The 23,216-nt window shown below is 66.5% G+C and carries 22 protein-coding genes; 14 read left to right on the forward strand and 8 right to left on the reverse strand.

From position 1 onward, the window contains the following. From coaD to HH110_RS10970, 5 genes are all read left to right on the forward strand, one after another. Positions 1-510: a pantetheine-phosphate adenylyltransferase gene (coaD, locus tag HH110_RS10950; protein WP_176989701.1), complete on the forward strand. Its 510-nt coding sequence runs from the start codon at positions 1-3 to the stop codon at positions 508-510. A gap of 47 nt (positions 511-557) precedes the next feature. Continuing rightward, positions 558-1,049 carry a hypothetical protein gene (locus tag HH110_RS10955; RefSeq protein ID WP_070427135.1) on the forward strand — a complete coding sequence of 164 codons (492 nt, stop codon included), beginning with the start codon at positions 558-560 and terminating at the stop codon, positions 1,047-1,049. Positions 1,050-1,174: 125 nt separating this feature from the next. Further along, a complete protein-coding gene (locus HH110_RS10960; RefSeq protein WP_019183239.1) occupies positions 1,175-1,459 on the forward strand; it encodes a YfhL family 4Fe-4S dicluster ferredoxin in 285 nt (94 codons plus the stop codon). After that, positions 1,456-3,192 carry a gamma-glutamyltransferase gene (gene ggt / locus HH110_RS10965; RefSeq protein WP_176989702.1) on the forward strand — a complete coding sequence of 579 codons (1,737 nt, stop codon included), beginning with the start codon at positions 1,456-1,458 and terminating at the stop codon, positions 3,190-3,192. Before HH110_RS10960 ends, ggt begins: the two co-directional genes overlap by 4 nt. A gap of 96 nt (positions 3,193-3,288) precedes the next feature. After that, positions 3,289-4,176, forward strand: coding sequence for an MBL fold metallo-hydrolase (locus HH110_RS10970; RefSeq protein WP_176989703.1), 888 nt, complete (start codon positions 3,289-3,291; stop codon positions 4,174-4,176). A gap of 121 nt (positions 4,177-4,297) precedes the next feature. Here HH110_RS10970 and HH110_RS10975 read toward each other — a convergent pair whose 3' ends face one another. Further along, complete coding sequence (locus HH110_RS10975) at positions 4,298-4,582, reverse strand: PsiF family protein (protein WP_176989704.1); 285 nt, start codon at positions 4,580-4,582, stop codon at positions 4,298-4,300. 106 nt (positions 4,583-4,688) lie between these two features. After that, positions 4,689-5,324 (reverse strand): uracil phosphoribosyltransferase, encoded by a 636-nt coding sequence (gene upp, locus HH110_RS10980; protein WP_176989705.1) that lies wholly within the window; start codon positions 5,322-5,324, stop codon positions 4,689-4,691. 161 nt (positions 5,325-5,485) lie between these two features. Between upp and HH110_RS10985 the strand changes: the two genes are divergently transcribed. From HH110_RS10985 to HH110_RS11000, 4 genes are read left to right on the forward strand one after another with little or no spacing between them, the layout of a single operon-like run. Next, the gene (locus HH110_RS10985) at positions 5,486-8,056 is read left to right on the forward strand and encodes a TonB-dependent receptor (protein WP_176989706.1); all 2,571 of its coding nucleotides are present in this window, start codon (positions 5,486-5,488) and stop codon (positions 8,054-8,056) included. Further along, on the forward strand, positions 8,056-9,174 hold the full coding sequence (locus tag HH110_RS10990) for a phytase (RefSeq protein WP_176989707.1): 1,119 nt from the start codon (positions 8,056-8,058) through the stop codon (positions 9,172-9,174). Before HH110_RS10985 ends, HH110_RS10990 begins: the two co-directional genes overlap by 1 nt. Before the next feature lie 32 nt (positions 9,175-9,206). Then, complete coding sequence (locus HH110_RS10995; RefSeq protein ID WP_194243725.1) at positions 9,207-10,556, forward strand: metallophosphoesterase family protein; 1,350 nt, start codon at positions 9,207-9,209, stop codon at positions 10,554-10,556. A gap of 49 nt (positions 10,557-10,605) precedes the next feature. After that, positions 10,606-11,241 (forward strand): inorganic diphosphatase, encoded by a 636-nt coding sequence (locus tag HH110_RS11000; protein WP_176989709.1) that lies wholly within the window; start codon positions 10,606-10,608, stop codon positions 11,239-11,241. Positions 11,242-11,266: 25 nt separating this feature from the next. On the opposite strand, the gene HH110_RS11005 is transcribed toward HH110_RS11000, so the two are convergent. Genes HH110_RS11005 through HH110_RS11015 form a run of 3 tightly spaced genes read right to left on the reverse strand, consistent with a single transcriptional unit; the run spans position 11,267 to position 12,788 of the window. Further along, on the reverse strand, positions 11,267-11,593 hold the full coding sequence (locus tag HH110_RS11005; RefSeq protein WP_176989710.1) for a tetratricopeptide repeat protein: 327 nt from the start codon (positions 11,591-11,593) through the stop codon (positions 11,267-11,269). Positions 11,594-11,604: 11 nt separating this feature from the next. Further along, positions 11,605-12,159, reverse strand: a complete 555-nt coding sequence (locus HH110_RS11010; RefSeq protein WP_176989711.1) for a flavin reductase family protein — start codon at positions 12,157-12,159, stop codon at positions 11,605-11,607. Continuing rightward, positions 12,159-12,788 (reverse strand): superoxide dismutase, encoded by a 630-nt coding sequence (locus HH110_RS11015; RefSeq protein WP_176989712.1) that lies wholly within the window; start codon positions 12,786-12,788, stop codon positions 12,159-12,161. Before HH110_RS11015 ends, HH110_RS11010 begins: the two co-directional genes overlap by 1 nt. 168 nt (positions 12,789-12,956) lie before the next feature. Between HH110_RS11015 and HH110_RS11020 the strand changes: the two genes are divergently transcribed. After that, positions 12,957-14,372 (forward strand): FAD-binding domain-containing protein, encoded by a 1,416-nt coding sequence (locus tag HH110_RS11020; RefSeq protein WP_176989713.1) that lies wholly within the window; start codon positions 12,957-12,959, stop codon positions 14,370-14,372. A gap of 151 nt (positions 14,373-14,523) precedes the next feature. Further along, positions 14,524-15,219, forward strand: a complete 696-nt coding sequence (locus HH110_RS11025; protein ID WP_176989714.1) for an OmpA family protein — start codon at positions 14,524-14,526, stop codon at positions 15,217-15,219. A 244-nt stretch (positions 15,220-15,463) separates the two neighbouring features. Here the strand turns inward: HH110_RS11025 and HH110_RS11030 are convergent, their stop codons facing one another. The 3 genes from HH110_RS11030 to HH110_RS11040 form a co-directional block, all read right to left on the reverse strand. Then, on the reverse strand, positions 15,464-15,724 hold the full coding sequence (locus HH110_RS11030) for a hypothetical protein (protein ID WP_176989715.1): 261 nt from the start codon (positions 15,722-15,724) through the stop codon (positions 15,464-15,466). Continuing rightward, entirely contained in the window at positions 15,721-16,356 is a 636-nt protein-coding gene (locus tag HH110_RS11035) for a hypothetical protein (RefSeq protein ID WP_176989716.1), read from the reverse strand. Before HH110_RS11035 ends, HH110_RS11030 begins: the two co-directional genes overlap by 4 nt. A 106-nt stretch (positions 16,357-16,462) precedes the next feature. Then, entirely contained in the window at positions 16,463-17,485 is a 1,023-nt protein-coding gene (locus HH110_RS11040) for a LysR family transcriptional regulator (protein ID WP_121041912.1), read from the reverse strand. Between the two features lie 367 nt (positions 17,486-17,852). On the opposite strand from HH110_RS11040, the gene HH110_RS11045 reads away from it, so the two are divergent. The 3 genes from HH110_RS11045 (at position 17,853) to HH110_RS11055 (ending at position 23,209) form a co-directional block, all read left to right on the forward strand. Beyond that, on the forward strand, positions 17,853-18,626 hold the full coding sequence (locus HH110_RS11045) for an SDR family NAD(P)-dependent oxidoreductase (RefSeq protein WP_176989717.1): 774 nt from the start codon (positions 17,853-17,855) through the stop codon (positions 18,624-18,626). Positions 18,627-18,717: 91 nt separating this feature from the next. Beyond that, positions 18,718-19,932: an efflux RND transporter periplasmic adaptor subunit gene (locus HH110_RS11050; RefSeq protein WP_176989718.1), complete on the forward strand. Its 1,215-nt coding sequence runs from the start codon at positions 18,718-18,720 to the stop codon at positions 19,930-19,932. Positions 19,933-20,038: 106 nt separating this feature from the next. Further along, entirely contained in the window at positions 20,039-23,209 is a 3,171-nt protein-coding gene (locus HH110_RS11055; RefSeq protein WP_176989719.1) for an efflux RND transporter permease subunit, read from the forward strand. Positions 23,210-23,216: the final 7 nt, after the last annotated feature.

The raw sequence follows: 23,216 nt of genomic DNA on the forward strand, positions 1-23,216 counted from the left end.
ATGACCGTGGCCAACCGCCGCATTGCCGTGTACCCGGGCACCTTCGATCCGATCACCAACGGTCACATCGATCTGGTGAACCGCGCTGCGCCCCTGTTCGAGAAGGTGGTGGTGGGCGTGGCGCAGAGTCCGTCCAAGGGGCCGACGCTGCCGCTGGACCTGCGCGTTCAGCTGGCCCGCGATGCGCTGGGCCACAACCGCAACGTGGAAGTGCGTGGCTTCGATACCCTGCTGGCGCATTTCGTGCGCTCGGTGCAGGGCGGGGTGCTGCTGCGCGGCCTGCGCGCGGTATCCGATTTCGAATACGAATTCCAGATGGCGAGCATGAACCGTCATCTGATCCCGGAGGTCGAGACGCTGTTCCTGACCCCGGCCGAGCAGCACAGCTTCATTTCGTCTTCGCTGGTCCGCGAGATCGCCCGCCTGGGCGGCGACGTGTCCGGCTTTGTGCCGTCCGCCGTGCTTGAGGCGCTGCGCAAGGTCCGTGAAGCGAAGTCGGGCCAAGCGTAGTACCTGTCAGACCCATACATACCAAGAATCACCAAGGGAGGAATTCCATGAACAACACCATGCGTGCCATGTTGATCGCGTCGTTCGCGCTGGCCTTCACCGCCTGCAAGAAGGAAGAGGCCGCACCGGTCGTCGAAGCCCAGCAGGCGCTGGTCGCCCCGGCTGCCGATGACGATGCCGGCTGGAAGAAGTACCTGCAGGCCGTGGCCGTGCAGAACATGGGCAACATCAGCAACAGCCCGTATCTGTACTACCTCTCGCCGGAATCGGATCCGGAATTCGCCGCCAAGTATGAGCGTCAGGTCGAAAGCGCCACCCAGGCCGTCGCCCGTGGCGTGCAGCCGGGCAACATGCTGGCCTTCGGTTCCTCGGCTTCGGCCAAGATGGCCGACATGATCCAGGCCGTGTTCAAGGACGTCTCGCCGGACTCGATGAAGGGTGTGCGCGTGGTCTTCATCGGCAAGGCCGCCGACAACGCCCGCGTCCAGTCGATCATCCAGCCGACCGGCGCCGAGTACATCTTCGTCGAAGCCAAGTAACCCGTGCAGTGGCGGCCGCGCCTTGTGCGCGGCCCGGGTGGCGCCCGCAGGGGCGTCACCGATGACCGGCCCGCGCGCCCGCGTGGGCCGGTTCTCATCCGCCGGCGCGGGCGTGGAGTAACGCCATGTCGCTGAAAATCAATGAGCTCTGCGTCAATTGCGACGTCTGTGAGCCGGCCTGCCCCAATCAGGCCATCTCGATGGGTGAAACCATCTACGTGATCGATCCGGCCCGCTGCACCGAGTGCGTGGGGCATTTCGACGAACCCCAGTGCGTGGTCGTCTGCCCGGTCGAATGCATCGATCCCGATCCGGACATTCCGGAAACCCAGGACGCCCTGCTCGCCAAACTGCGCGGGCTGCAGCGCGATCATCCCGAATTGTATGTCACGGAGTTTCTGCCGAAATGAGAACGCTGTCGCGTCGTTGGTTGCTGCTCGTCCTGCTGGTGGCCCCGAGTGCCTGGGCTGCCGGATCCGCGCAGGCGGTCCTGGCCAAACATCCGGATGGCGTGGCCGTCGCCAGTGGTCACCATCTGGCGACGGAAGCCGGCATGGAAATCCTGGCCAAGGGCGGCAATGCGTTCGATGCCGCGGTGGCGGTCTCCGCCACCCTGGCGGTGGTCGAGCCGATCAGCTCGGGCCTCGGCGGCGGCGGTTTCTTCCTGCTGCACGATGCCGCCACCGGCAAGGACGTGATGCTGGATGCGCGCGAAACCGCGCCGCAGTCCGCAACCCCGGCCGCCTTCCTGGACAAGAAGGGCGAGCTGGACCGCGACCGTTCGGTCAACGGTGCGTGGTCGGCCGGCATCCCCGGCCTGCCGGCAGCGCTGGTGGAGCTGTCCTCCAAACACGGCAAGCTTCCGCTGAAGACTTCGCTGGAACCGGCGATGCGCATCGCACGCGAAGGCTTCCCGGTGTACGCGCGCATGGCCAAGGGCTATCAGTCCCGGCGCGAGGTGATGCAGCGCTATCCCGGCACGCGCGAGGTGTACGAGCGCAACGGCAAGCCGATCGCCGAGGGCGACCTGTTCCGCCAGCCGGAACTGGCGCGGACCATGGAGCGCCTGGCCGACCAGGGCTTTGATGGGTTCTACCGCGGCGAGACCGGCACGCTGCTGCTCAAGGGCGTCAAGCAGGCCGGCGGCCACTGGACCGCCGAGGAACTGGCCGGCTACCGGGTCAAGCTGCGCGAGCCGATCGCGTTCAAGTACCGCGACTGGACCATCACCACCGCCTCGCCGCCGTCCTCCGGCGGCATTGCGCTGGCCGCCATGCTGCAGATCCTGGAAGGCTGGGATCTGAAGTCGATGGACCAGGCCCACCGCACCCATCTGGTGGTGGAAGCGATGCGCCGCGCCTACCGCGACCGCACCTTCTTCCTGGGTGATCCGGACTTCGTGGATATCCCGCAGAAGGTGCTGACCAGCAAGGACTACGCCCAGGGCCTGCGTGCCACCATCCACCCGGAGAAGGCCACCCCGAGCGATCTGCTGTCGGGCAACCCGACCCCGTTGGAGGATGACGAGACCACGCATTTCTCGATCATCGACCGCGAAGGCAACCGCGTCGGTGCGACCCAGACCGTGAACCTGCTGTACGGCTCGGGCCTGATTCCGTCGGGTACCGGCGTGCTGCTGAACAATGAAATGGACGATTTCGCGCTGAAGCCGGGCACGCCCAATGCCTTCGGCGTGATGGGCTATGCGGCCAATGCGCCCAAGCCGGGCAAGCGCATGCTCAGTTCAATGACGCCGACCTTCATGGAATCCGCCGACAAGGTCGTGGTGCTCGGTACGCCCGGTGGCAGCCGCATCATCACCATGGTGCTGCTCGGCATCCTCGGCTACGACGACGGCCTGACCGCCCAGCAGGTCGCCGCGCTGCCGCGCTACCACCACCAGTGGCTGCCGGACCTGATCGAGGCCGAGGACGGCACCTTCGATGCGGATACCATCAAGCAGCTGCAGGCGATGGGCCACAAGATCGATCTGCCCGGCGACAGCGCTGCCGGCGGCCGGGGTTCCAGCCACGTCTGGGGCAACCTGCAGACCGTGGAATGGGACCGCCGCAGCAACGTGCTCAGCGGTGGCAGCGATCCGCGCAACCCGGTGGGCAGCGCCAAGGTCAGCCAAGCGCACTGATTGAGTGCGGAAACGAAAAACCCCGTCCCAGTGGCGGGGTTTTTTCATGGGCGACGGCTAGCGAATATTTAACGGTCGCGCGACGATAATTTGCGGATGAAACTATGGTCCATCCGCGGTAACTCGCAGAAACTCGACGGCGGCGCGATGTTCGGCAATGCGCCGCGCGCGGTCTGGGAAAAATGGGCAGTGCCGGACGATCTCAACCGGATCGAGCTGGCCTGCCGCGCGCTGCTGGCCAGCCCGCTGGCCGGCAAGACCGTGCTGTTTGAAACCGGCATCGGCGCCTTCTTCGAGCCGAAACTGCGGGACCGTTACGGCGTGCAGGAACCCAGCCACGTGCTGATCGAATCGCTGCGCGAGGCGGGTTTCGAGCACGAAGACATCGACGTGGTGGTACTGAGCCACCTGCACTTCGACCACGCCGGCGGCCTGCTGGCGCCGTGGAGCGAGGGCCGCTCGCCCGAACTGCTGTTCCCGAATGCGACCTTCCTGGTCGGGGCCGAGCACTGGGCCCGCGCGCTGCATCCGCATCCACGCGACCGCGCCAGTTTCATTCCGGAACTGCCCGGCCTGCTGGAGGCGAGCGGTCGGCTGGAAATCGTCGATGGCCCGTACTCGAAAACCTTGGGCGACAGCGTGCGTTTCAGCTTCAGCGACGGGCATACTCCGGGCCTGATGCTGGCGGAGATCATCGGGCCGGAGACCGTGGAGGGTCAGCCGCGAGGCGGCGTGGTGTTCTGTGCGGACCTGATCCCGGGCCGCTCATGGGTGCATGTTCCGATCACCATGGGCTACGACCGCAACGCCGAGCTGCTGATCGACGAGAAGCGCAGCTTCCTGGAAGACAAGTTCGCCCGCAACGTCCATCTGTTCTTCACCCATGACCCGCAGTGCGCGATGGCGCAGGTGTCACGCGATGAGAAGGGCCGCTTCGGCACCCTGCACGAACAGGGCGAACTGAAGGCCCGCGCGCTGGCGTAACGCCTGCGCAACCACACCGGTAGGTGCCGACCGTTGGGCGTCCGTCCAAGCAAGCCGGTAGGTGCCGACCGTTGGTCGGCACGGCACCCCGTCCACGCACCGTCCAAAACCGGCGCGACCCTCAATGCGCCTTCAGACACCCGCTCATGAAGATCTTGCGCGCATCGCCGGCCAGCTTCTTCGCGGCGGCATCGGCATTGCAGGTTTTCATGCGTTCCTGCGGCGTGGTCGCTACCGGTGCCGGCGCGCTCAGGCAGGCCTTCTGCGCGGTCTTGTAGTCCTCGCCGGTCTTGCCTTTGTTCTTGGCCGAGCAGTCGGCCATGCGCTGTTGCTGCGGGGTAGCGGCATGGGCCAGCACGGGGCTGCCGATCAGCAGCAGGCAGGCCAGCAGGGACGCAGTCTTCATGGCAACACTCCGCGCACGGGTAGGGTTGCGCGCAGCTTCTGCCTCGCCCTGAGCAGGCCGCGTGAAGAAGCCGGCGGCCGCGCAGGGCCGCCAGCCAACGCGTGGATCAACCGACCACGCGGGTCCCGAAAATGCGGTCGCCGGCATCGCCCAGGCCCGGCAGGATGTAGCCCTTGTCGTTGAGCTGGGCGTCGATCGCGGCGGTGAAGATTTCCACGTCCGGGTGCACGGCCTGCACCGCGGCGATGCCCTCCGGTGCGGCGACCAGGAAGATGCCCTTGATGCGACGGGCGCCGGCGCGCTTGAGCATGTCGATGGTGGCGATCAGGGTGCCGCCGGTGGCCAGCATCGGGTCCAGGATCAGCGCATCGCGCTCTTCCAGGCGGCCGGTCAGGCGCTCGAAGTAGGGCACCGGCTGCAGGGTTTCCTCATCGCGCTGCAGGCCGACCACGCTCAGGCGCGCGGCCGGGATCAGCGAGAGCACGCCGCTGAGCATGCCCAGGCCGGCGCGCAGGATCGGCACCACGGTGATCTTGGCCCCGGCGATGCGCTGCACCGTCACCGGCCCGGCCCAGCCGGCCATGGTGTGGGCCTCGGTCTCCAGATCGGCGGTGGCCTCATAGGCCAGCAGCCCACCGAGTTCATTGGCCAGCTCGCGGAAGTCCTTGGTGCTCAGGGACGCATCGCGCATCAGGCCGATCTTGTGCTGCACCAGCGGATGGCGCACTTCGACGATTTTCATGGGGGAGACTGGCAAAGGAGAGGCCGATAGTGTGCCGCAACACCCCACCGAAGCCAAAAGCCGAAGCCGCCGCTGATCGCCTCGATGTCCCCGGTGTCATCCCCATGCAACCTCCCGGACATACCGTCCTGACCCATTCTTTACACAGATTGGGGAATGCAGTGCAGAAGAAGCGTCCGTTGGGCCTGGCGATCAGCCTTTCGTTGCTGGCGGTGATCACCCCGTCGGCCCATGCCGCCGACACCCCCGATGGCAGCACGGTGGCCGGCAGCGCCGCCGCCGGGGCCGCCGCCATCGACCTGGACCGCGTCGAGGTCCGCCCGCAGCTGGAGTCGCAGACCCGTGCGGTCGACCTCAAGCGCAGCAGCGATGCGATCGAAGATGCGGTGTCCTCCGATGCCATGGGCGTCTATCCGGACAAGAACGTGGCCGAATCGCTGCAGCGCCTGCCGGGCGTCAGCGTCACCCGTGACCAGGGCGAGGGGCGCTTCGTGGTCATCCGCGGCCTGGATGCCAACCTCAACAGCGTCAGTGTCGACGGCATCGCCATCGGCACCCCGGAAGATTCGAGCCGTGCGGCGCCGCTGGATGTGATTCCCTCCGATTCGACCGAGCGCCTGCGCGTGGTCAAATCGCCGACCCCGGACATGCCCGGCGACGCGATCGGCGGTGCGATCCTGGTCGAGTCCGCCTCCGCCTTCGACCGCGAAGGCCGCAACCTGCGCGGCAAGATCGAAGCCAGTCACCAGCAGCTCTCCGGCAACACCAGCCCGAAGGCGGCGATCAATTACAGCGAAGTGTTCGCCGATACGTTCGGCGTTGCGCTGGGCGTGAACTACCAGAACCGCAAGTTCGAGTCGGACAACACCGAAGTGGAGTACGGCGAACTCGACGGGGGTGCGGAGGACGACCTGTTCGCCAACAGCCTGCAGCAGCGCAAGTACGAGATCGAACGCAAGCGCATCGGCGCCAACCTCAATCTCGACTGGCGTCCGGATGAAGACAACCGCTATTACCTGCGCACGCTGTACAGCCAGTTCGACGATGCAGAAACCCGTCAGCGCACGATCTTCAACTTCGGCGATGGCGAGGTCACCGCGCTGGGCAACAACCAGTACCGTGTCGAGGACCTGCCGGCCGATGCGATCCAGAAGCGGATGCGGTACCGCACCAAGAAGGAAAATACCTTCACCACCAGCGCTGGTGGCGAAAACCGCCTCACCCACGCGGTTGTCGACTACAAGGTCGGCTACACCCGCACCGAAGAGCGCGTCAACGATGAGATGGAGGCGCGCTTCGAGTACAACGGCGACGACCTCGGCGCGAGCGTCGATCAGAACAGCGGCATCCCGCGCTATGCGCTGACCAGCGCGCAGTGGATGGACAACGGCAACTACGATTTCGACCGCTTCGTGCTCTCGCCGAAACAGGTCAACGACAGCGAGCGCAGTGCGCAGATCAACGTGCGCTTCGATGGAGATTCCTCCAGCGTCAAGTTCGGCCTGCTCGGCCGCTGGCGCGACCGCGACGTCAATGTCGACGAGCGCGAACTGCGCGTCGGCCCGGACGTGGCGTTGTCGGACTGGACCGCCGCCACCCCCGATCACCGCGGTGGCAGCCTCGGCCAGGGCATGAGCTCGGACGCCATGCGTCGCTACTGGGCCCAGCATGGCGGCCAGTACAGCGCCCGCCCGCAGGACGCCGGTGGCAACGCGCTGACCTCGCTGGAAGAGGACTACACCGCCAGCGAAGACATCTTCGCCAGCTATGCGATGGGCACCTGGGATGTCGGCGCGCTGCGCATCATCGGCGGCGTGCGCGTGGAGAACACCCAGTTCAGCGCTACCGGCAACAGCGTCGAGGTGGCCAGCAACGGCCGCAGCTTCACGGTCACGCCGCTGAGCGTGAGCCGCAGCTACACCAACGTGCTGCCCGGCCTGCACCTGCGTTACGACGCGGGCGATGACTGGGTGCTGCGCGCGGCCGCCAACAAGACCGTCTCGCGCCCGTCGTTCGGCGATGTGGCGCCGCGCGTCGGCCTGAGCCGGGGCGACGAAGAAGTCCGGATCGGCAATCCACAGCTGGATCCGTACGAATCGAAGAACATCGACCTGTCGCTCGAGAAGTACCTCGGCAGCACCGGCATCGTCTCGCTGGGCGTGTTCCACAAGTCGATCGATGGCTATATCGTCAACACGGTGAGCAACACGGATCCCGCGTACCCGGACTTCGAGGTCACCCGTGTGATCAACGGCAATAAGGCCACGGTCAGGGGCGCCGAATTCAACTGGCAGCAGCAGCTCGCCTTCCTGCCGGCCGGCTGGGATGGCCTGCTGGTGGGTGCCAGTGGTACCTGGCTGGATACCGATTTCGATCCGGGCGTGGCCGGCCGCGAGCGCGACGAATTCATGCTGCCGCGCGCCTCCAAACATGTGTACAGCGCACACCTGGGCTATGAAAAGGCCGGTTTCAGCACCCGCGTGGCGGCGGTCTACCGCAGCGAGTACCTGGATTCGCTGGGCGACAGCCGCGCCTACGATATCTACGTGGCGCCCAATACCCAGCTCGATTTCAGCCTGGACTACAAGTTCACCGCCAACGTGAGCCTCTACTTCGAAGCCCAGAACCTGCTCGACAAGCCGCTGGAGCTCTACCAGGGCGTGCGCTCGCGCACCCTGCAGAACGAAGAATATGGCCGCACCTACGCCCTCGGCCTGAAGGTGGCCCTGTGATGCGCGCCTCCCATTGCCTGAGCCTGCTCGCGCTGGCGCTGTTGACCGCCTGCACGCCGCCAGCGACGCCGGACGCTGCGGCACCCGCCGCGCCGACGGCTGCGGCCGGCGCCTCCGCCGCACGCGATGTCGCTACGGTCGCCGAGGCGTTCCTGACCCCGATGACCCCGGACGACAACATCGACTCGCCGGCCAGCTGGACCACGCCCGAGGGCCAAGTCTGGTTGATCGCGACCGCCAAGGCCACCGACAAGCTGGTGGTCTACGACGGGCAGACCGGCGCGAAGCTGCGTGACGTCGGCAGCCTCGGCACCGCCCCCGGCCAGTTCGACCGCCCCAACGGCATCGCCGTGGTCGATGACCTGGTGCTGATCGTGGAGCGCGACAACCATCGCGTGCAGGTGCTGCAGCTGCCGGACTTCACCCCGCTGGGTGTGTTCGCCGCCGACGACCTGCGCAAGCCCTACGGCCTGTGGGTGAACAAGCAGGGCAGCGGCTACGACGTGTACGTGACCGATTCCTACGATGCGGGCGAAGACGCGCAGGGCAACGACGTGCTGCCGCCGCTGGCCGAACTGGACAAGCGCGTGCGCCGTTACGCGCTCACCGTGCAGGACGGCAAGGCGCAGGCCACGCTCACCGCCAGCATCGGTGACACGACCGAAGCGGGCGCGCTGCGGGTGGTCGAATCGATCTGGGGCGACCCGGCCAACGACCGCCTGCTGATCGCCGAAGAAGACGAAACCTACGCCAGCGAGTTCAAGGTCTACACGCTGGAAGGCCGTTTCAGCGGCACCACTTTCGGACGCGATGCGTTCCAGGCCCAGGCCGAAGGCGTGATGCTGCGGACCTGCGGCAAGGATGGCTGGTGGATCACCACCGAGCAGGGCAAGCAGCGCAGCGTGTTCCACCTGTTCGACCGGCACAGCCTGAAACATGTCGGCGCGTTCCAGGGCAATACGGTGGCCAACACCGACGGCATCTGGTCGATGCAGGCGCCGTCCGCGCGTTTCCCGCATGGCGCGCTGTACGCGGTGCACGATGACCAGGGCGTGGTGGCGTTCGACTGGGCGAGCATCGCCAAGCAGATGTCGCTGCCGCTGGAGTGTGGCGCGTGAGCCGCGTTCCTGCCGCCCTGACCGCGCTGGCGATGGCGCTGCTGCTGTGCAGCGGCAGTGCCGTGGCGAAGAAAGATGCCGAAAACGGTGCCGAGCCGAACACCCAGGTGCCGGCCGGAAACCGCCACTACGCAGCGACCGGCTTCCCGGATCGATTGGTCGCCTCGCCGGCGCAGGACGCTGCGCGCGGCTTCTCCGTCGCCTGGCGTACCGACACCTCGGTGAAAGCGCCCGTGCTGGAATGGGTGGTGGCCGGTGACTCGCCGGATGTCGGCACGCCGACCCGCATCACCGCGACCACCCAGGCGCTGACCACTGAACTCGGCGCGTCCCATCATCACCGGGCCGACGTGACCGGCCTGCAGCCGGACACCCTGTACCTGTGGCGCGTGCAGGGCCAGAACACCTGGAGTGCCTGGAACCAGCTGCGCACGGCCGGGCGTGCCGATCAGCCGCTCACGCTGCTGTATTTCGGTGACACCCAGAACAAGAACCTCAGCCACGTTTCCCGGGTCCTGCGGGCCGGCATCAAGGCGGCCCCGGACGCGCGCCTGAGCCTGTTCGCCGGTGACCTGGTCAGTGGCGGCGACGGGCAGGATGACAGCGAGTGGGGCGAGTGGTTCGCGGCCGCCGGCTGGCTGCCGCAGGAGACCGCGGTCGCCCCGGCGATCGGCAACCACGAGTATTTCGAGGAGTTCGAAGACACGCCGCAGGAGCGCCGCGTGCTGGGCCGCCACTGGCCGGTGACGTTCGCATTGCCGCGCAACGGCGTGGACGCCGCCGATACCAGTACCTACTGGTTCGACTACCAGGGCGTGCGCATCGCCGTGCTCGACGGTACCTCCGCGCTCGATCTGGGCACGGCCAAGGCGCAGGCCGCCTGGCTTGACACGGTGCTGGCCGATAATCCGCACCCGTGGAGCATCGTGTTGCTGCACCAGCCGTTCTATTCCCCGCGCGAGGGCCGCGAGAACACCGAACTGCGCGATGTGCTGCTGCCGGTGGTGCGCCGCCACCAGGTCGATCTGGTCCTGCAGGGCCACGACCACACCTATGGCCGCCGTGGCGAAGGGCAGGGCGCGACGCCGCAGTTCGTCGTCACCGTCGCCGGGCCGAAGCAGTACCGGCTCTCCGACGAGGCCCGGACCACCATGGCGCCGGTGGGGGAGGACACGCAGCTGTTCCAGGTGTTGAAGATCGATCCGACGCACCTTCGCTACGAGGCGCGCACCGTCACCGGCCGCCTGTACGACGGCTTCGAGTTGACACGCGCTGCCGATGGCCGCAAACAGAAGGCCGAACTGACGCAGGGACGCATCGCCCCCCGCGACTGCACGCGCGCCCAGACCCTCAAGGGCCGCGCCGACCGTTGCTGGGAATGACCGACCGACCGGGCCACTGCGGTGCGCCCGGCCTTCCGTGGAGATCGAGATGACGCATCGCCGTTCCATCGCGCGGGCCGTGTTGGCCGCCTCGCTGCTGCTGCTCGCCGGCGCCAGCGTGGCCGGCAACGCAGTCCTGCACCCGTTCCTCGCCGCCCAGCCGAAGAACGCGCCTGACGAAGTGCATCTGGCCGTGGAGATCCCGGCCGGCAGTTTCACCAAGTACGAGATCAAGGAAGACGGCCTGGTCCATGTGGACCGCTTCCAGTCGATGCCGGTGGCGTACCCGGCCAACTACGGCTCGATGCCGCGCACCCTGGCCGGCGACAACGATCCGCTGGACGCACTGGTGTTGACCCGTGAGCCGCTGCATCCCGGCGTGATCGTGCGGTTCCGTCCGATCGGCTACCTCAAGATGGTCGATGACGGCGAGCAGGATGAAAAGGTCATCGGCGTGCCGACCGACAAGATCGACCCCACCTACGCCAACATCCGCGATCTGGACGATCTGCCGCTGATCGAACGGCAGCGCATCGAAGCCTTCTTCCGCGTCTACAAGGACCTGCCCGCCGGCCGCAATCCGGTCCAGCTCAACGGCTGGGGCAATGCCGCCGAGGCCAAGGCGTTGATCCGGGCTTCGATGCAGCGCTTCGACGCGCAGCAGCGGCGGGCGAAGGGCGATTGATCTGCAAGTGCGCGCTCCCGGGCGATCACGCCGGGCCGGCGCTGGCCTTCTGCAGCCGCCGAAGGAACACGGCCATTTCCTTGACCGCCTGCTTGTCGCCGTTGGTCTCGGCGACAGAACGGCCTTGTTGCCATGCCTGTGCCGCAGCGTCCGGATCGCCGGCCGCCAGATGGGCTTTACCCAGCCATTTCCAGCCTGCCGAGTACTGTGGATCCTGTGCGACACAGCGCTGCAGATGGATGACCGCTTCCGTGATGTCACCCGCGTCGAGCAGGGCCTTGCCCAGCCCGAAGCGAAGCAGGGCGCTGTCGCGCCCCTGTTCGAGAAGACGTTGCAGTGCGGGGATATCCATTCGATGCGGACTCAGGCAGCGGTGACGCGGGCGTAGCGCCCGCGGTGGAAGGCAAGGGTGTCGCCGGGGGCGGTATCCAGCTGCACCACCTGGCCGATGACCAGCACATGATCACCCGCGGGCAGGGTTTGTTCGACCGTGCAGACGAGCTGTGCCACCGCATCGCGGACCAGGGGCACGCCACTGGCGTGCGCCATCATCGTGCCGGGCACCGGCACGCGCCGCCGTTTTCCATCGGCGAAATGCCGCGCCAAGGCGAGCTGCCGGGCGGCCAGGATACTGATCGAGAACGGCCTGCCGGTGCGATACACGGCCACATCGGGCGAGCGGTTCGACAGGCTCCACAGCACCAGCGGTGGGTCCAGCGACAACGAAGCAAAGGAGTTGATCGTCATCGCGAACAGAGCATCGTCGTCGCTGCGGGCGGCGACAATGGCGACCCCGGTCGGGTACTGGCCAAAGGCATGGCGCAGGGCGGCCGCGGACAGCGGCGGGTCCCGCACTGCAGCCTCGGACGGCGTGGCGGAGGGCTGCGTGCCGAGGCCCAGTGCAGGACCCGTGTCCATCAACGGCCGCCGGCGGCCTGGTAACGGCGCGCGACTTCTGCCCAGTCGATCAGCTCGAAGAACGCGGCGATGTAGTCCGGGCGGCGGTTCTGGTAGTTCAGATAGTAAGCGTGCTCCCACACATCCAGCCCCAGGATCGGCGTGCCACCGGAGAGACCCGCGAAGTCGCCCATCAACGGGTTGTCCTGGTTCGGGCTGCTCTCCACCACAAGTTTGCCGTCGTGGCTCAACGTCAACCACGCCCAGCCACTGCCGAAGCGGGTCTGCGCGGCCTTGGTGAAGGCCTCCTTGAACGCAGCGTAGCCGCCGAGGTCACGCTCGATCGCCTGGGCCACGGCGCCTTCCGGCGTGCCGCCGCTGGCGGTCAGCACTGTCCAGAACAGGCTGTGGTTGGCATGCCCGCCGCCGTTGTTGCGGACGACGTTGCGCACACCCTCCGGCAGAGCCCCGATATCGGCGATCAGCGCGTCGATGTCGGTGCTCTCGATCCCGGCATCAGTGAGGGCGGTATTGAGATTGGTGACGTAGGCCTGGTGGTGCTTAGCATGATGGATTTCCATCGTGCGTGCATCGAAGTGCGGTTCGAGTGCGTCGTAAGCGTAGGGCAGGGCGGGGAGGGTGTAAGCCATGTGCATCTCCAGAGGGGAAGCGGGAGGGAGGACGCCACGATAGAACCTCAAGCATGATTGAGGTCAAGCGCGGTGATGTGGAACAGTGCGGGCCACCCATGCGTGATCGCTGCCTGTCCTTCACCTGCACTGGCTATCATTGCCTCTCGAATCTTCCGGGGTAGTCTCGTGTCGGTAGCGTTGGTGTGGTTTCGCCGTGACCTGCGGCTGCAGGACAACCCGGCCCTGCAGGCCGCTCTGGATGCCGGCCATGTGCCGGTGCCGGTCTACATCCATGCGCCACACGAAGAAGGCGATTGGGCGCCCGGTGGCGCGTCCAACACGTGGCTGCATCGTTCGCTGGCAGCGCTGGACGCTGACCTCCGTGCGCGCGGTTCTTCGCTGGTGCTGCGCCAGGGCGACAGTCGGTCGCAGCTCCAGGCGCTGATCGAGCAGACCGGTGCAGTGGCGGTCTACTGGAACCGCAAGTACGAACCGGCCACCCAGCCGCGCGATGCGAAGATCAAGCGGGAGCTGCGCGAGCAGGGCATCGAGGCCGAAAGCCACAACGGCAGCCTGATGTTCGAGCCGTGGGACGTGGCAACCCAGCAGGGCGGGCCGTACAAAGTGTTCACCCCGTTCTGGCGGAATGCGCAGACCCGCCTCCAGCTGCCGGCGCCGAGCGGTGTCCCGGACCGGCTCCCCGGGCACAGCGCGAGCGGCGGGACGCTGGAGTCACTGGGCCTGGCGCCGGCGATCCCATGGGACCGGCAGTTCTGGACGCATTGGCAGCCCGGCGAAGCCGGTGCCCAAGAGGCACTGACGGTCTTCATCGACGGTGCCCTCAACGGCTATCGCGAGCAACGTGATCTGCCGGACCGGGTCGGCACCTCGCTGCTGTCGCCGCACCTGCATTTCGGCGAGATCGCCCCGTGGCAGATCGTCCGCCGCCTGCAGGGCGAGCGCAGTGCCAGCCGGGATGCCGACATCGACGGCTACATCCGCGAACTGGGCTGGCGCGAGTTTTCGTATCACCTGCTGCATCACTTCCCGCAGACGCCGGATCACAACCTCAACCCGCGCTTCGATCAGTTCCAATGGGCCAAGCCCGATGCGGACGCGCTGCGTGCATGGCAGCAGGGGCGCACCGGCATTCCGATCGTCGATGCGGGCCTGCGTGAGCTGTGGGCCACCGGTTACATGCACAACCGCGTGCGCATGATCGTCGCAAGCTACCTGTGCAAGCACATGCGCCAGCACTGGCGCGAAGGCGCGCGCTGGTTCTGGGACACGCTGGTCGATGCGGACCTGGCCAACAACACGATGGGCTGGCAGTGGGTTGCCGGCACCGGGGCGGACGCCGCGCCGTACTTCCGGATTTTCAATCCGGTGACGCAGTCGCAGAAGTTTGACCCGCAGGCGCGGTACATCTCGCGGTGGGTGCCGGAACTGGCCGCATTGCCGGTCAAGGCGCGCTTTGCTCCGTGGCAGTCCCCGCAGCTGCTGGCCGAGTGCGCACCAGGCTATCCGGCCTTGCCGCTGGTGGATCTGTCCGAGGGCCGGGATGCCGCCTTGGCCGCGTATCGCCACACCGGCGGAGCGTGACCCGCACCCCGGATCGAGCGCCGCAGCCGTAAACGATTACCTGAACAGGGAGCTGCCGAGTGTGCCATTCATCATGCCGGCATCGCGTTGGGCTGTTTATGCTCTTCACGGCCCGCACGCCGGCGCCGACCGGTAACCAAGGAGAAACCTCATGATTCGACCCGCAACCCGCAACGTGGCCCTGGCCCTGATGACTGCTGCCGCCCTGACGGCCTGCGCCACCGGTGGCTCCTACGTGCAGAGTGACCAGTACGGCAATCCCGTCGAGCAGCAGAACCGCACCGGCCGCAACGCCCTGATCGGTACCGCCGTCGGCGTCGCCGCGGGCCTGCTCAGCGGCAACAGCGCCACCGAGCGCCGCCAGCACGCCATGATCGGTGCCGGTATCGGCGCACTGAGCGGCGCGGCCGTCGGCCAGTACCAGGACCGCCAGGAACGCGCCCTGCGCGAGCGCACCGCCAACACCGGTATCGACGTCTCCCGCAATGGCGACAACCTCGTGCTGAACCTGCCGGACGGCATCACCTTCGACTTCGGCAAGTCCACGCTGAAGCCGCAGTTCTACGGGTCGCTCAACGGCGTGGCGAGCACGCTGGCCGAGTACAACCAGACGATGATCGAAGTGGTCGGCCATACCGACAGCATCGGCAGCGATGCGGTCAACAACCGCCTGTCCAAGGAACGCGCCGACTCGGTCGCCGCTTACCTGGCTGGCCAGGGCGTGCAGCGCGCCCGCATCGAAACCCTGGGTGCCGGCAAGGCCTACCCGATCGCCGACAACAACACCGATGCCGGCCGCGCGCAGAACCGCCGCGTCGAGATCCGTGTGATTCCGTTGCAACAATAACGCGCCGCGTTATTGCTGCAACGTTCGCGCCGCAGGCGGGAACAGAATGCCGCCCTCGCAGGCGGCATTCTTGTGGGTACCGGCCGTTGGCCGGTACGCCATGAACAATTCCGTTCGCCCGCGCACCTGCACACCCGCAACGCCCAAACGACAGCGCCGCCAAAGTGCCGGCCACTGGCCGGCTGCTCTTCCCAGATGACGCCGCCCGCTTACCGGTTACCGACCAACCGAGCGCAGCATCAGTCTAGACAGGCTTGGAACGCTTGCGCGGGTTCATTGCGCCGGCCATCACCCCGTTGTACTTGACCAGTACACCCTCGCCCGCCCTTCGGGTTGCCCGGGCAAGAACCGCCTTGTCCGAATCAAACACTGCTTTCAGCTCGACCTTGGTCAACGTCTCGCCAGGCCTCGTGGCAATGCCTCCAGACAGATGGCGTCTGACCTTGGCGACGTCCACGGCGGATGCGGCGCGCTTGCCCGGCTTCAATTGAGTGGAGCGTTTCATCGCTGGCCCCCTGGGTGGGTCGGTCCTGACGGCAGTCTACTACTGTGGTCTGCGGCGGCTGTCAAATCATGGGCATCAACCGTGATGTCTTGAACAAGGCGCGAGAGCACGCCTCTGCGATGGACATGCCTGGTGAAGCCCAGCCTCTCGTAGTACCTCACCAACTCCGGTACCGGACGATTCAGCGCGATTTCACTACACCGCAGCGCAGTGGCAAGTGCAAGCAGATAGGCAGTCGCAATACGCCCGATTTCACCTTCCAAACCATGTGACGCGGGATTCGACTGAAGATAGTGGATGCTTGCCACCATCCGCCCCTTGCTGACTCGACCGACGGCCAGAGCGCACAGCACTTCCGCATCCCGAATCGCAAGATCCACTCTGCACGCATGATTTCTAAAGCGCTTCCAGAGTTCCCGCCAGTCCCATGGAACATGGGCCCGCGGGCGCGTCGTGGTGTCCGGGGCCTCTGCCCAACGTCGCGCCTGGTCAACCGCATCACCGTCGATATCAGACAGATGCAGATGCGGATAAAGAGCCTTCAGTTCGTTTACGACAACGGCACAGGCTTCTTCCCGCAACCGGAGGTGCCGCGTTTCCGCAACCTTGCGTGCAGGTAAGGTGTCCAACATCCGTTCCCGTGTGACGGTGGAACGAGATTGCGGTCACTACCTCCTACCCGGCAAGAGCGCAAAGCGACGGCATGGTGTAGGTCGCCAGCCCGGCGTACTGTCAGCATCACCCCGCGGTCACCGTCTCCAGAATCCGCTTCCCGGCCGCCTGCAGTTCCGTTTCCACCTGGGTCTGCTGCTGCTTGGCCAGCTTCGCCGCCGGGCACTGGGCGAGCATGTAGTTGGCGTCGAAGTTCATCTTCTCGACCAGGAAATCGACGAACGCGCGCACCTTCGGCGAGACCAGCCGGCCGCCGGCGAACACCGCGTTGAAGTCGACTTCGGGGCCGGTCCAGCCAGCCAGCACGCGGCGCACCATGCCCGATTCGACGAAGGGCTTGGCCATCACGTCACCGGTCAGCAGCAGGCCTTCGCCGCACACCAGTGCGCCGTTCAATGCAGACGGATCATTGGCGACCAGCAGCGGATTGACCGGGAAATCGAGCAGCTCGCCGCCGTTCTCGCCCAGCTGCCAGAAGAAACGATTGTTGTTGAGATTGCGCGCCTTGCGCATCGCCAGGATGCGGTGGAACTGCAGCTCATCCGGATGCAGCGGCTCGCCGTAGCGCTCGATGTAGGCCGGGCTGGCGAACACCTGCGTGCGCAGGCTGCCGAGTTTGCGCGCCACCAGGTTGGAGTCGGGCAGGGTGCCCACGCGCAGCGCCAGATCCGCTTCACCGGCGATCAGGTCGAGCTTCTCGTTACCCAGGTGCATGTCCAGCTGGATTTCCGGGTATTGCGCATGGAACTGGCCGAGCAGCGGCGCGATCCAGGTGATGCCGATCGAATACGGCACGGTGAAGCGCAACCAGCCGCGCGGGCCGGACTGCAGCTGGTTGACCGCACCTTCGGCTTCTTCCAGTTCGCGTGCGATGCGCTGGCAGTGCTCGTGATAGACCGAGCCGGCCTCGGTGAGGCCGAGGCGGCGGGTGGTCCGGTGCAGCAGGCGTGCGCCAAGACGCGTTTCCAGTTCCTGCACTTTGCGGCTCACCGTCGTCTTGGGGAGCCCCAGTGCAGTGGCGGCGGCGATGAAACTGCCTTGCTCGACCACTTTGACGAAGATCAGCGTGTCGTTGAGATCGTGGGCCATGACGGGATCCAAAGTCGGGGGAGGGGAAGCGTGCCGCAAATGATTGTGCCGGGCACGGGATGATTATTCCCCTAAATCCGGACTAATCAAGGGGGAGTTTGAGGACTAATCTGGCGCCATTCCAGATATGAAGGACGACAACCATGTGGTTGCGGAACATTCTTGGCCGCCTGCGTAGCGGCCCCAACGCCCCGCTGGACCTCGCGTTGACCGTGGAACCCCGCCTGGGTTCCTTGTCCCGCAAGGCTTTCCGGGAATTCACGCCGCCTGCCAACATGCAGCGCGGGGGCAGCCTTCGCCTGGGTGCCCGTGGCAACGACCGACTGGGTCGAATTGGGATTATCCCGGCGACGGGAGTGAAAGTCCCATGAATGGGACATTGGCCCCCGAGGTGCTGGTGCTCGGTGGCACCGGCAGCGTGGGCCACGGCATCGTGGCCGCCCTGCTGGAGGCCGGCAGCCCGGTCCTGGTGGTCGGCCGCGATCCCGCGCGGCTGGCCGCGCTGCAGGAGCAGTTCGCCGATGAGCCCGGGCTGGAAGTCCTGCTGGGCTCGTTGGGCGATGACGGCTCTGCGCGCACCGTGGCCGAGCGGATCGGCGGGCGTCGCCGTGCGCTGGCGGCCGTGGTCGATGCAATGGGCGGCCCGTACAACCGTGGTCGGGTGACCGATCGCAGTGGCGATGCGCTGTTGCAGGCGCTGCAGGCCGACGTGATGCCGCACGTGCATGCGGGGCGGCATCTGCTGCCGCTGCTGCGCGGTGGCGGGCAGGCACGGCGCTACGTGCTGGTCGGCGGTCCCGCCGGTTTCAAGCCGTGGGCCGGGCATGGGGAATCCTCCATCACCATGTCCGCCACCCGCATGTACGCGCAGGTGCTGCACCAGGAGGCCCAGGCCCTCGGTGTGCGCGCGCAGATGCTGGAAGTGTGCGATCCGGTGTGTACCCCGGCCAATGCGGCCAAGGCCTGCATCGAATGGCCGAGCGCGCTGCTGGTCGGCCGTCGCGTGGTCTCGCTGCTGGACAACTGCACCGACAACCGCGCGATCGTGCGCTGCGACGCGCGCGATGCCGAGTTGCCGCGCGGGCTGCTGCATCTGGACCGCCCCCCTCCGATGTCGCGCAACACGGCCGGCACCGCTTGACCTCTACCAAGGTTCAGGTCCCAGGCTACGCCCCCCACGTCGCCCCACGTTTTCGATTCTGTATCACCACCCCTACGTACGGATGCATGACATGACTTCCAACTCCTCCCCGCATCGTTTCACCCGACGGCTGGCCATGGCCGGCGTCTCGATCCTCGCCGCCGCGGTGCTGACCGCCTGCAGTGGCAGCCACGCTGAAGAAGCCGGCATGCCGCCGCCGCCGTCGGTCAGCGCCGCCCCGGTGCTGGTCAAGCAGGTCAGCCAGTGGGACGACTTCAGTGGCCGCGTCGAAGCGGTCGAAAGCGTTGAGCTGCGCCCGCGCGTCTCCGGCTACATCGACAAGGTCAACTATGTCGAAGGCCAGGAGGTCAAAAAGGGCGACGTGCTGTTCACCATCGACGCACGCAGCTACCGCGCCGAGCTGGACCGCGCCACCGCCGAGCTCAACCGCGCGCGCACCCAGGCCCAGGTGAGCCGCAGCGAAGCCGACCGTGCCCGCCGCCTGTCCGACCAGCAGGCGATCTCCACCGAGACCTGGGAACAGCGCCGCGCGGTGTCCGAACAGGCACTGGCTCAGGTCCAGGCCGCACAGGCGGCGGTGGATGCGGCGCGGTTGAACATGGAGTTCACCCAGGTGCGCGCTCCGATCAACGGCCGTGCCGGCCGCGCGATGGTGACCGCCGGCAACCTGGTGACCGCCGGCGACAGTGCCAGCGTGCTGACCACGCTGGTCTCGCTGGACAAGGTGCATGTGTACTTCGATGCCGATGAAGGGACCTTCCTGCGCTACGCCCAGATGGCCCGCAAGGGTGAACGCCCGAGCGAGCGCGACAGCGAACTGCCGGTGAAGGTCGGCCTGTCCGGCGAGACCGGCTACCCGCATGAAGGCAAGGTCGACTTCCTGGACAACCAGGTCACCCGCAGCACCGGCACCATCCGGGTCCGCGCGCTGCTGGACAACGCCGACCGCGCCTTCACCCCGGGCCTGTTCGCACGCGTGCAGCTGCTCGGCAGCGGCCAGTTCCAGGCCATGCTGATCGATGACAAGGCCGTGCTGACCGACCAGGACCGCAAGTTCGTCTACGTGGTCGACAAGGACAACAAGGCACAGCGCCGCGATATCGAACTCGGCCGCACCGCCGACGGCCTGCGCATCGTCGAGCAGGGCCTGAAGGCCGGTGACCGTGTGATCATCGACGGCGTGCAGAAAGTCTTCATGCCGGGCATGCCGGTCCAGGCCAAGGCCGTCGCGATGCAGCCGGCCGGCGGCACCGTTGCACCGAAAGCCACCGCCGCTCTGAACTGATCTTCCCTCGCTGATGCCCCGTGCGGGGCTGCCCGTCTCCGCTGTCGTCCGCGACAGCGGCAGGGGTCCTGCACGCCGGTGTCGGCGAACACCCAGGAATCCACCCATGGACTTTTCCCGTTTTTTCATTGACAGGCCGATCTTCGCGGCGGTGCTGTCGATCGTGATCTTCGCCGCAGGCCTGATCGCGATCCCCATGCTGCCGATCAGCGAGTACCCCGAAGTGGTGCCGCCATCGGTGGTGGTGCGCACGGTGTACCCGGGCGCCAACCCCAAGGTGATCGCTGAAACCGTGGCCACGCCACTGGAAGAAGCGATCAACGGCGTCGAGGACATGATGTACATCAAGTCCGTCGCCGGCTCCGACGGCGTACTGCAGATGACGGTGACCTTCCGCCCGGGTACCGACCCGGACGAGGCGGCGGTCAAGGTGCAGAACCGCGTCGCCCAGGCGCAGGCGCGCCTGCCTGAAGACGTGCGCCGCCAGGGTGTCTCCACCCAGAAGCAGTCGCCGACCTTCCTGATGGTGGTCCACCTGACCTCGCCGGACGGCAAGTACGACTCGCTGTACCTGCGCAACTACGCCCGCCTGCACGTCAAGGATGCGCTGGCACGCCTGCAGGGCGTCGGTGATGCGCAGATGTTCGGCGGCGGCGACTACGCCATGCGGGCGTGGCTGGACCCGGACAAGATCGCCGCGCGCGGCCTGACCGCCAGCGACGTGGTGCGTGCGATGCGCGAGCAGAACGTGCAGGTCTCGGCCGGCCAACTCGGCGCCGAACCGATGCCGAGCAGCGACTTCCTGACCCTGATCAACGCCCAGGGTCGCCTGCGCAGCGAGCAGGAATTCCGCGACATCGTGCTCAAGGCCGGTGACGACGGTGAAGTGGTGCGCCTGTCCGATGTCGCCCGCCTGGAACTGGGCGCCGGTGACTACACGCTGCGGTCGCAGCTGGACGGCAAGAACGCGGTCGGTATCGGTATCTTCCAGGCCCCGGGCGCCAACGCGCTGGAAATCCGCGACTCGGTCATCCACACCATGGATGAGCTGACCAAGCAGTTCCCGGCCGGCGTGAAGTACGAAGCGGTGTACGACACCACCATCTTCGTGCGCGACTCGGTCAAGGCCGTGGTCTCCACCCTGCTGGAGGCGATCGCGCTGGTGGTGCTGGTGGTGATCCTGTTCCTGCAGACCTGGCGCGCCTCGATCATTCCGTTGATCGCCGTGCCGGTGTCCATCGTGGGTACGTTCGCGGCGCTGTACGTGCTGGGCTTCTCGATCAATACCTTGACCCTGTTCGGGCTGGTGCTGGCGATTGGCATCGTGGTCGATGACGCGATCGTGGTGGTGGAGAACGTCGAGCGCAACATCGAAGAAGGCCTGACCCCGCTGGCCGCGGCCCACCAGGCGATGCGTGAAGTTTCCGGCCCGATCGTGGCGATCGCGCTGGTGCTGTGCGCCGTGTTCGTGCCGATGGCGTTCCTGTCGGGCGTGACCGGTGCGTTCTACAAGCAGTTCGCCGTCACCATCGCCATCTCGACCGTGATCTCGGCGATCAACTCGCTGACCCTGTCGCCGGCCCTGGCCGCACGCCTGCTCAAGCCGCACGGTGCACCGAAGGATGGCCTGACCCGTCTGATCGACCGTCTGTTCGGCTGGATCTTCCGTCCGTTCAACCGCTTCTTCAAGACGAGCTCGGAGAAGTACCACGGTTCGGTCGGCCGCCTGCTGGGCCGTCGTGGCCTGGTATTCGTGGTTTACGCCGGCCTGCTGCTGGCCACCGGCCTGATGTTCAAGGCGGTGCCGGCCGGCTTCATTCCGACCCAGGACAAGCTGTACCTGATCGCCGGTGTGAAGCTGCCGGAGGGTTCCTCGATCGCACGTACCGACGCCATGCTGGCCAAGGTCGCCGAGATCGCGCGCAACACCGATGGCGTGGCGCACACGATCCAGTTCCCGGGTCTGAACGCGCTGCAGTTCACCAATACGCCCAACACCGGTGTGGCGTTCGTTCCGCTCAAGCCGTTCAGTGAGCGCAAGGGCCGTACCGCCGCGCAGATCAATGCCGAGATCAACGCCAAGATCGCCGGGCTGCAGGAGGGCTTCGCGTTCTCCATGATGCCGCCGCCGATCCTCGGCCTGGGCAACGGCAACGGCTACCAGATGTTCATCCAGGACCGTGGCAATCTCGGCTACGGCGCACTGCAGACTGCAGTAAGCACGATGCAGGGTGCGGTCGCGCAGACGCCGGGCATGGCGTTCCCGATCACCAGCTACCAGGCCAACGTGCCGCAGCTGGATGCCGAAGTGGACCGCGTCAAGGCCAAGGCCCAGGGCGTGGAGCTGACCGAGTTGTTCGACACGCTGCAGACCTACCTGGGCTCGGCGTACGTGAACGACTTCAACCAGTTCGGGCGTACCTGGCAGGTGATCGCACAGGCTGACGGCCAGTTCCGTGACAGCGTGGAAGACATCGGTCGCCTGCGTACCCGCAACAACCGTGGCGAGATGGTGCCGATCGGCTCGATGGTCACCGTGAAGGAGACCTACGGTCCCGACCCGGTGCTGCGCTTCAACGGTTACCCGGCGGCCGATCTGGCCGGCGAAGCCGACCCGCGCATGCTGTCCTCGGCCGAGGCCATGGCCAAGCTGACCGAGATCGCCGGGCAGGTCCTGCCAGTGGGCATGCAGACCGAGTGGACCGACCTGAGCTACCAGCAGGCCACCCAGGGCAAGGCCGCCTTCATCGTGTTCCCGGTGGCGATCCTGCTGGCGTTCCTGGTGCTGGCTGCGCTGTATGAAAGCTGGTCGCTGCCGCTGGCGGTGATCCTGATTGTCCCCATGACCCTGCTGTCCGCGTTGTTCGGCGTATGGATGACCGGTGGCGACAACAACGTGTTCGTGCAGGTCGGCCTGGTGGTGCTGATGGGCCTGGCATGCAAGAACGCGATCCTGATCGTCGAGTTCGCTCGAGAACTGGAAATGGGCGGCAAGGGCATCGTGGAGGCTGCACTGGAAGCGTGCCGCCTGCGTCTGCGCCCGATCGTGATGACCTCCATCGCGTTCATTGCCGGCACGATCCCGCTGGTGATCTCGCATGGCGCCGGCGCGGAAGTCCGCTCGGTGACCGGTATCACGGTGTTCGCCGGCATGCTGGGCGTCACCCTGTTCGGCCTGTTCCTGACCCCGGTGTTCTACGTGGCCCTGCGCAAGTTCGTCAGCCGTAACGGCGGCGGGCAGCTGGTGACCCACGGCGAACCGACCATCCACCATTGATTCCTTC

This window comes from Stenotrophomonas sp. SAM-B (assembly GCF_013387485.1).
Classification (GTDB): domain Bacteria; phylum Pseudomonadota; class Gammaproteobacteria; order Xanthomonadales; family Xanthomonadaceae; genus Stenotrophomonas; species Stenotrophomonas maltophilia_AA.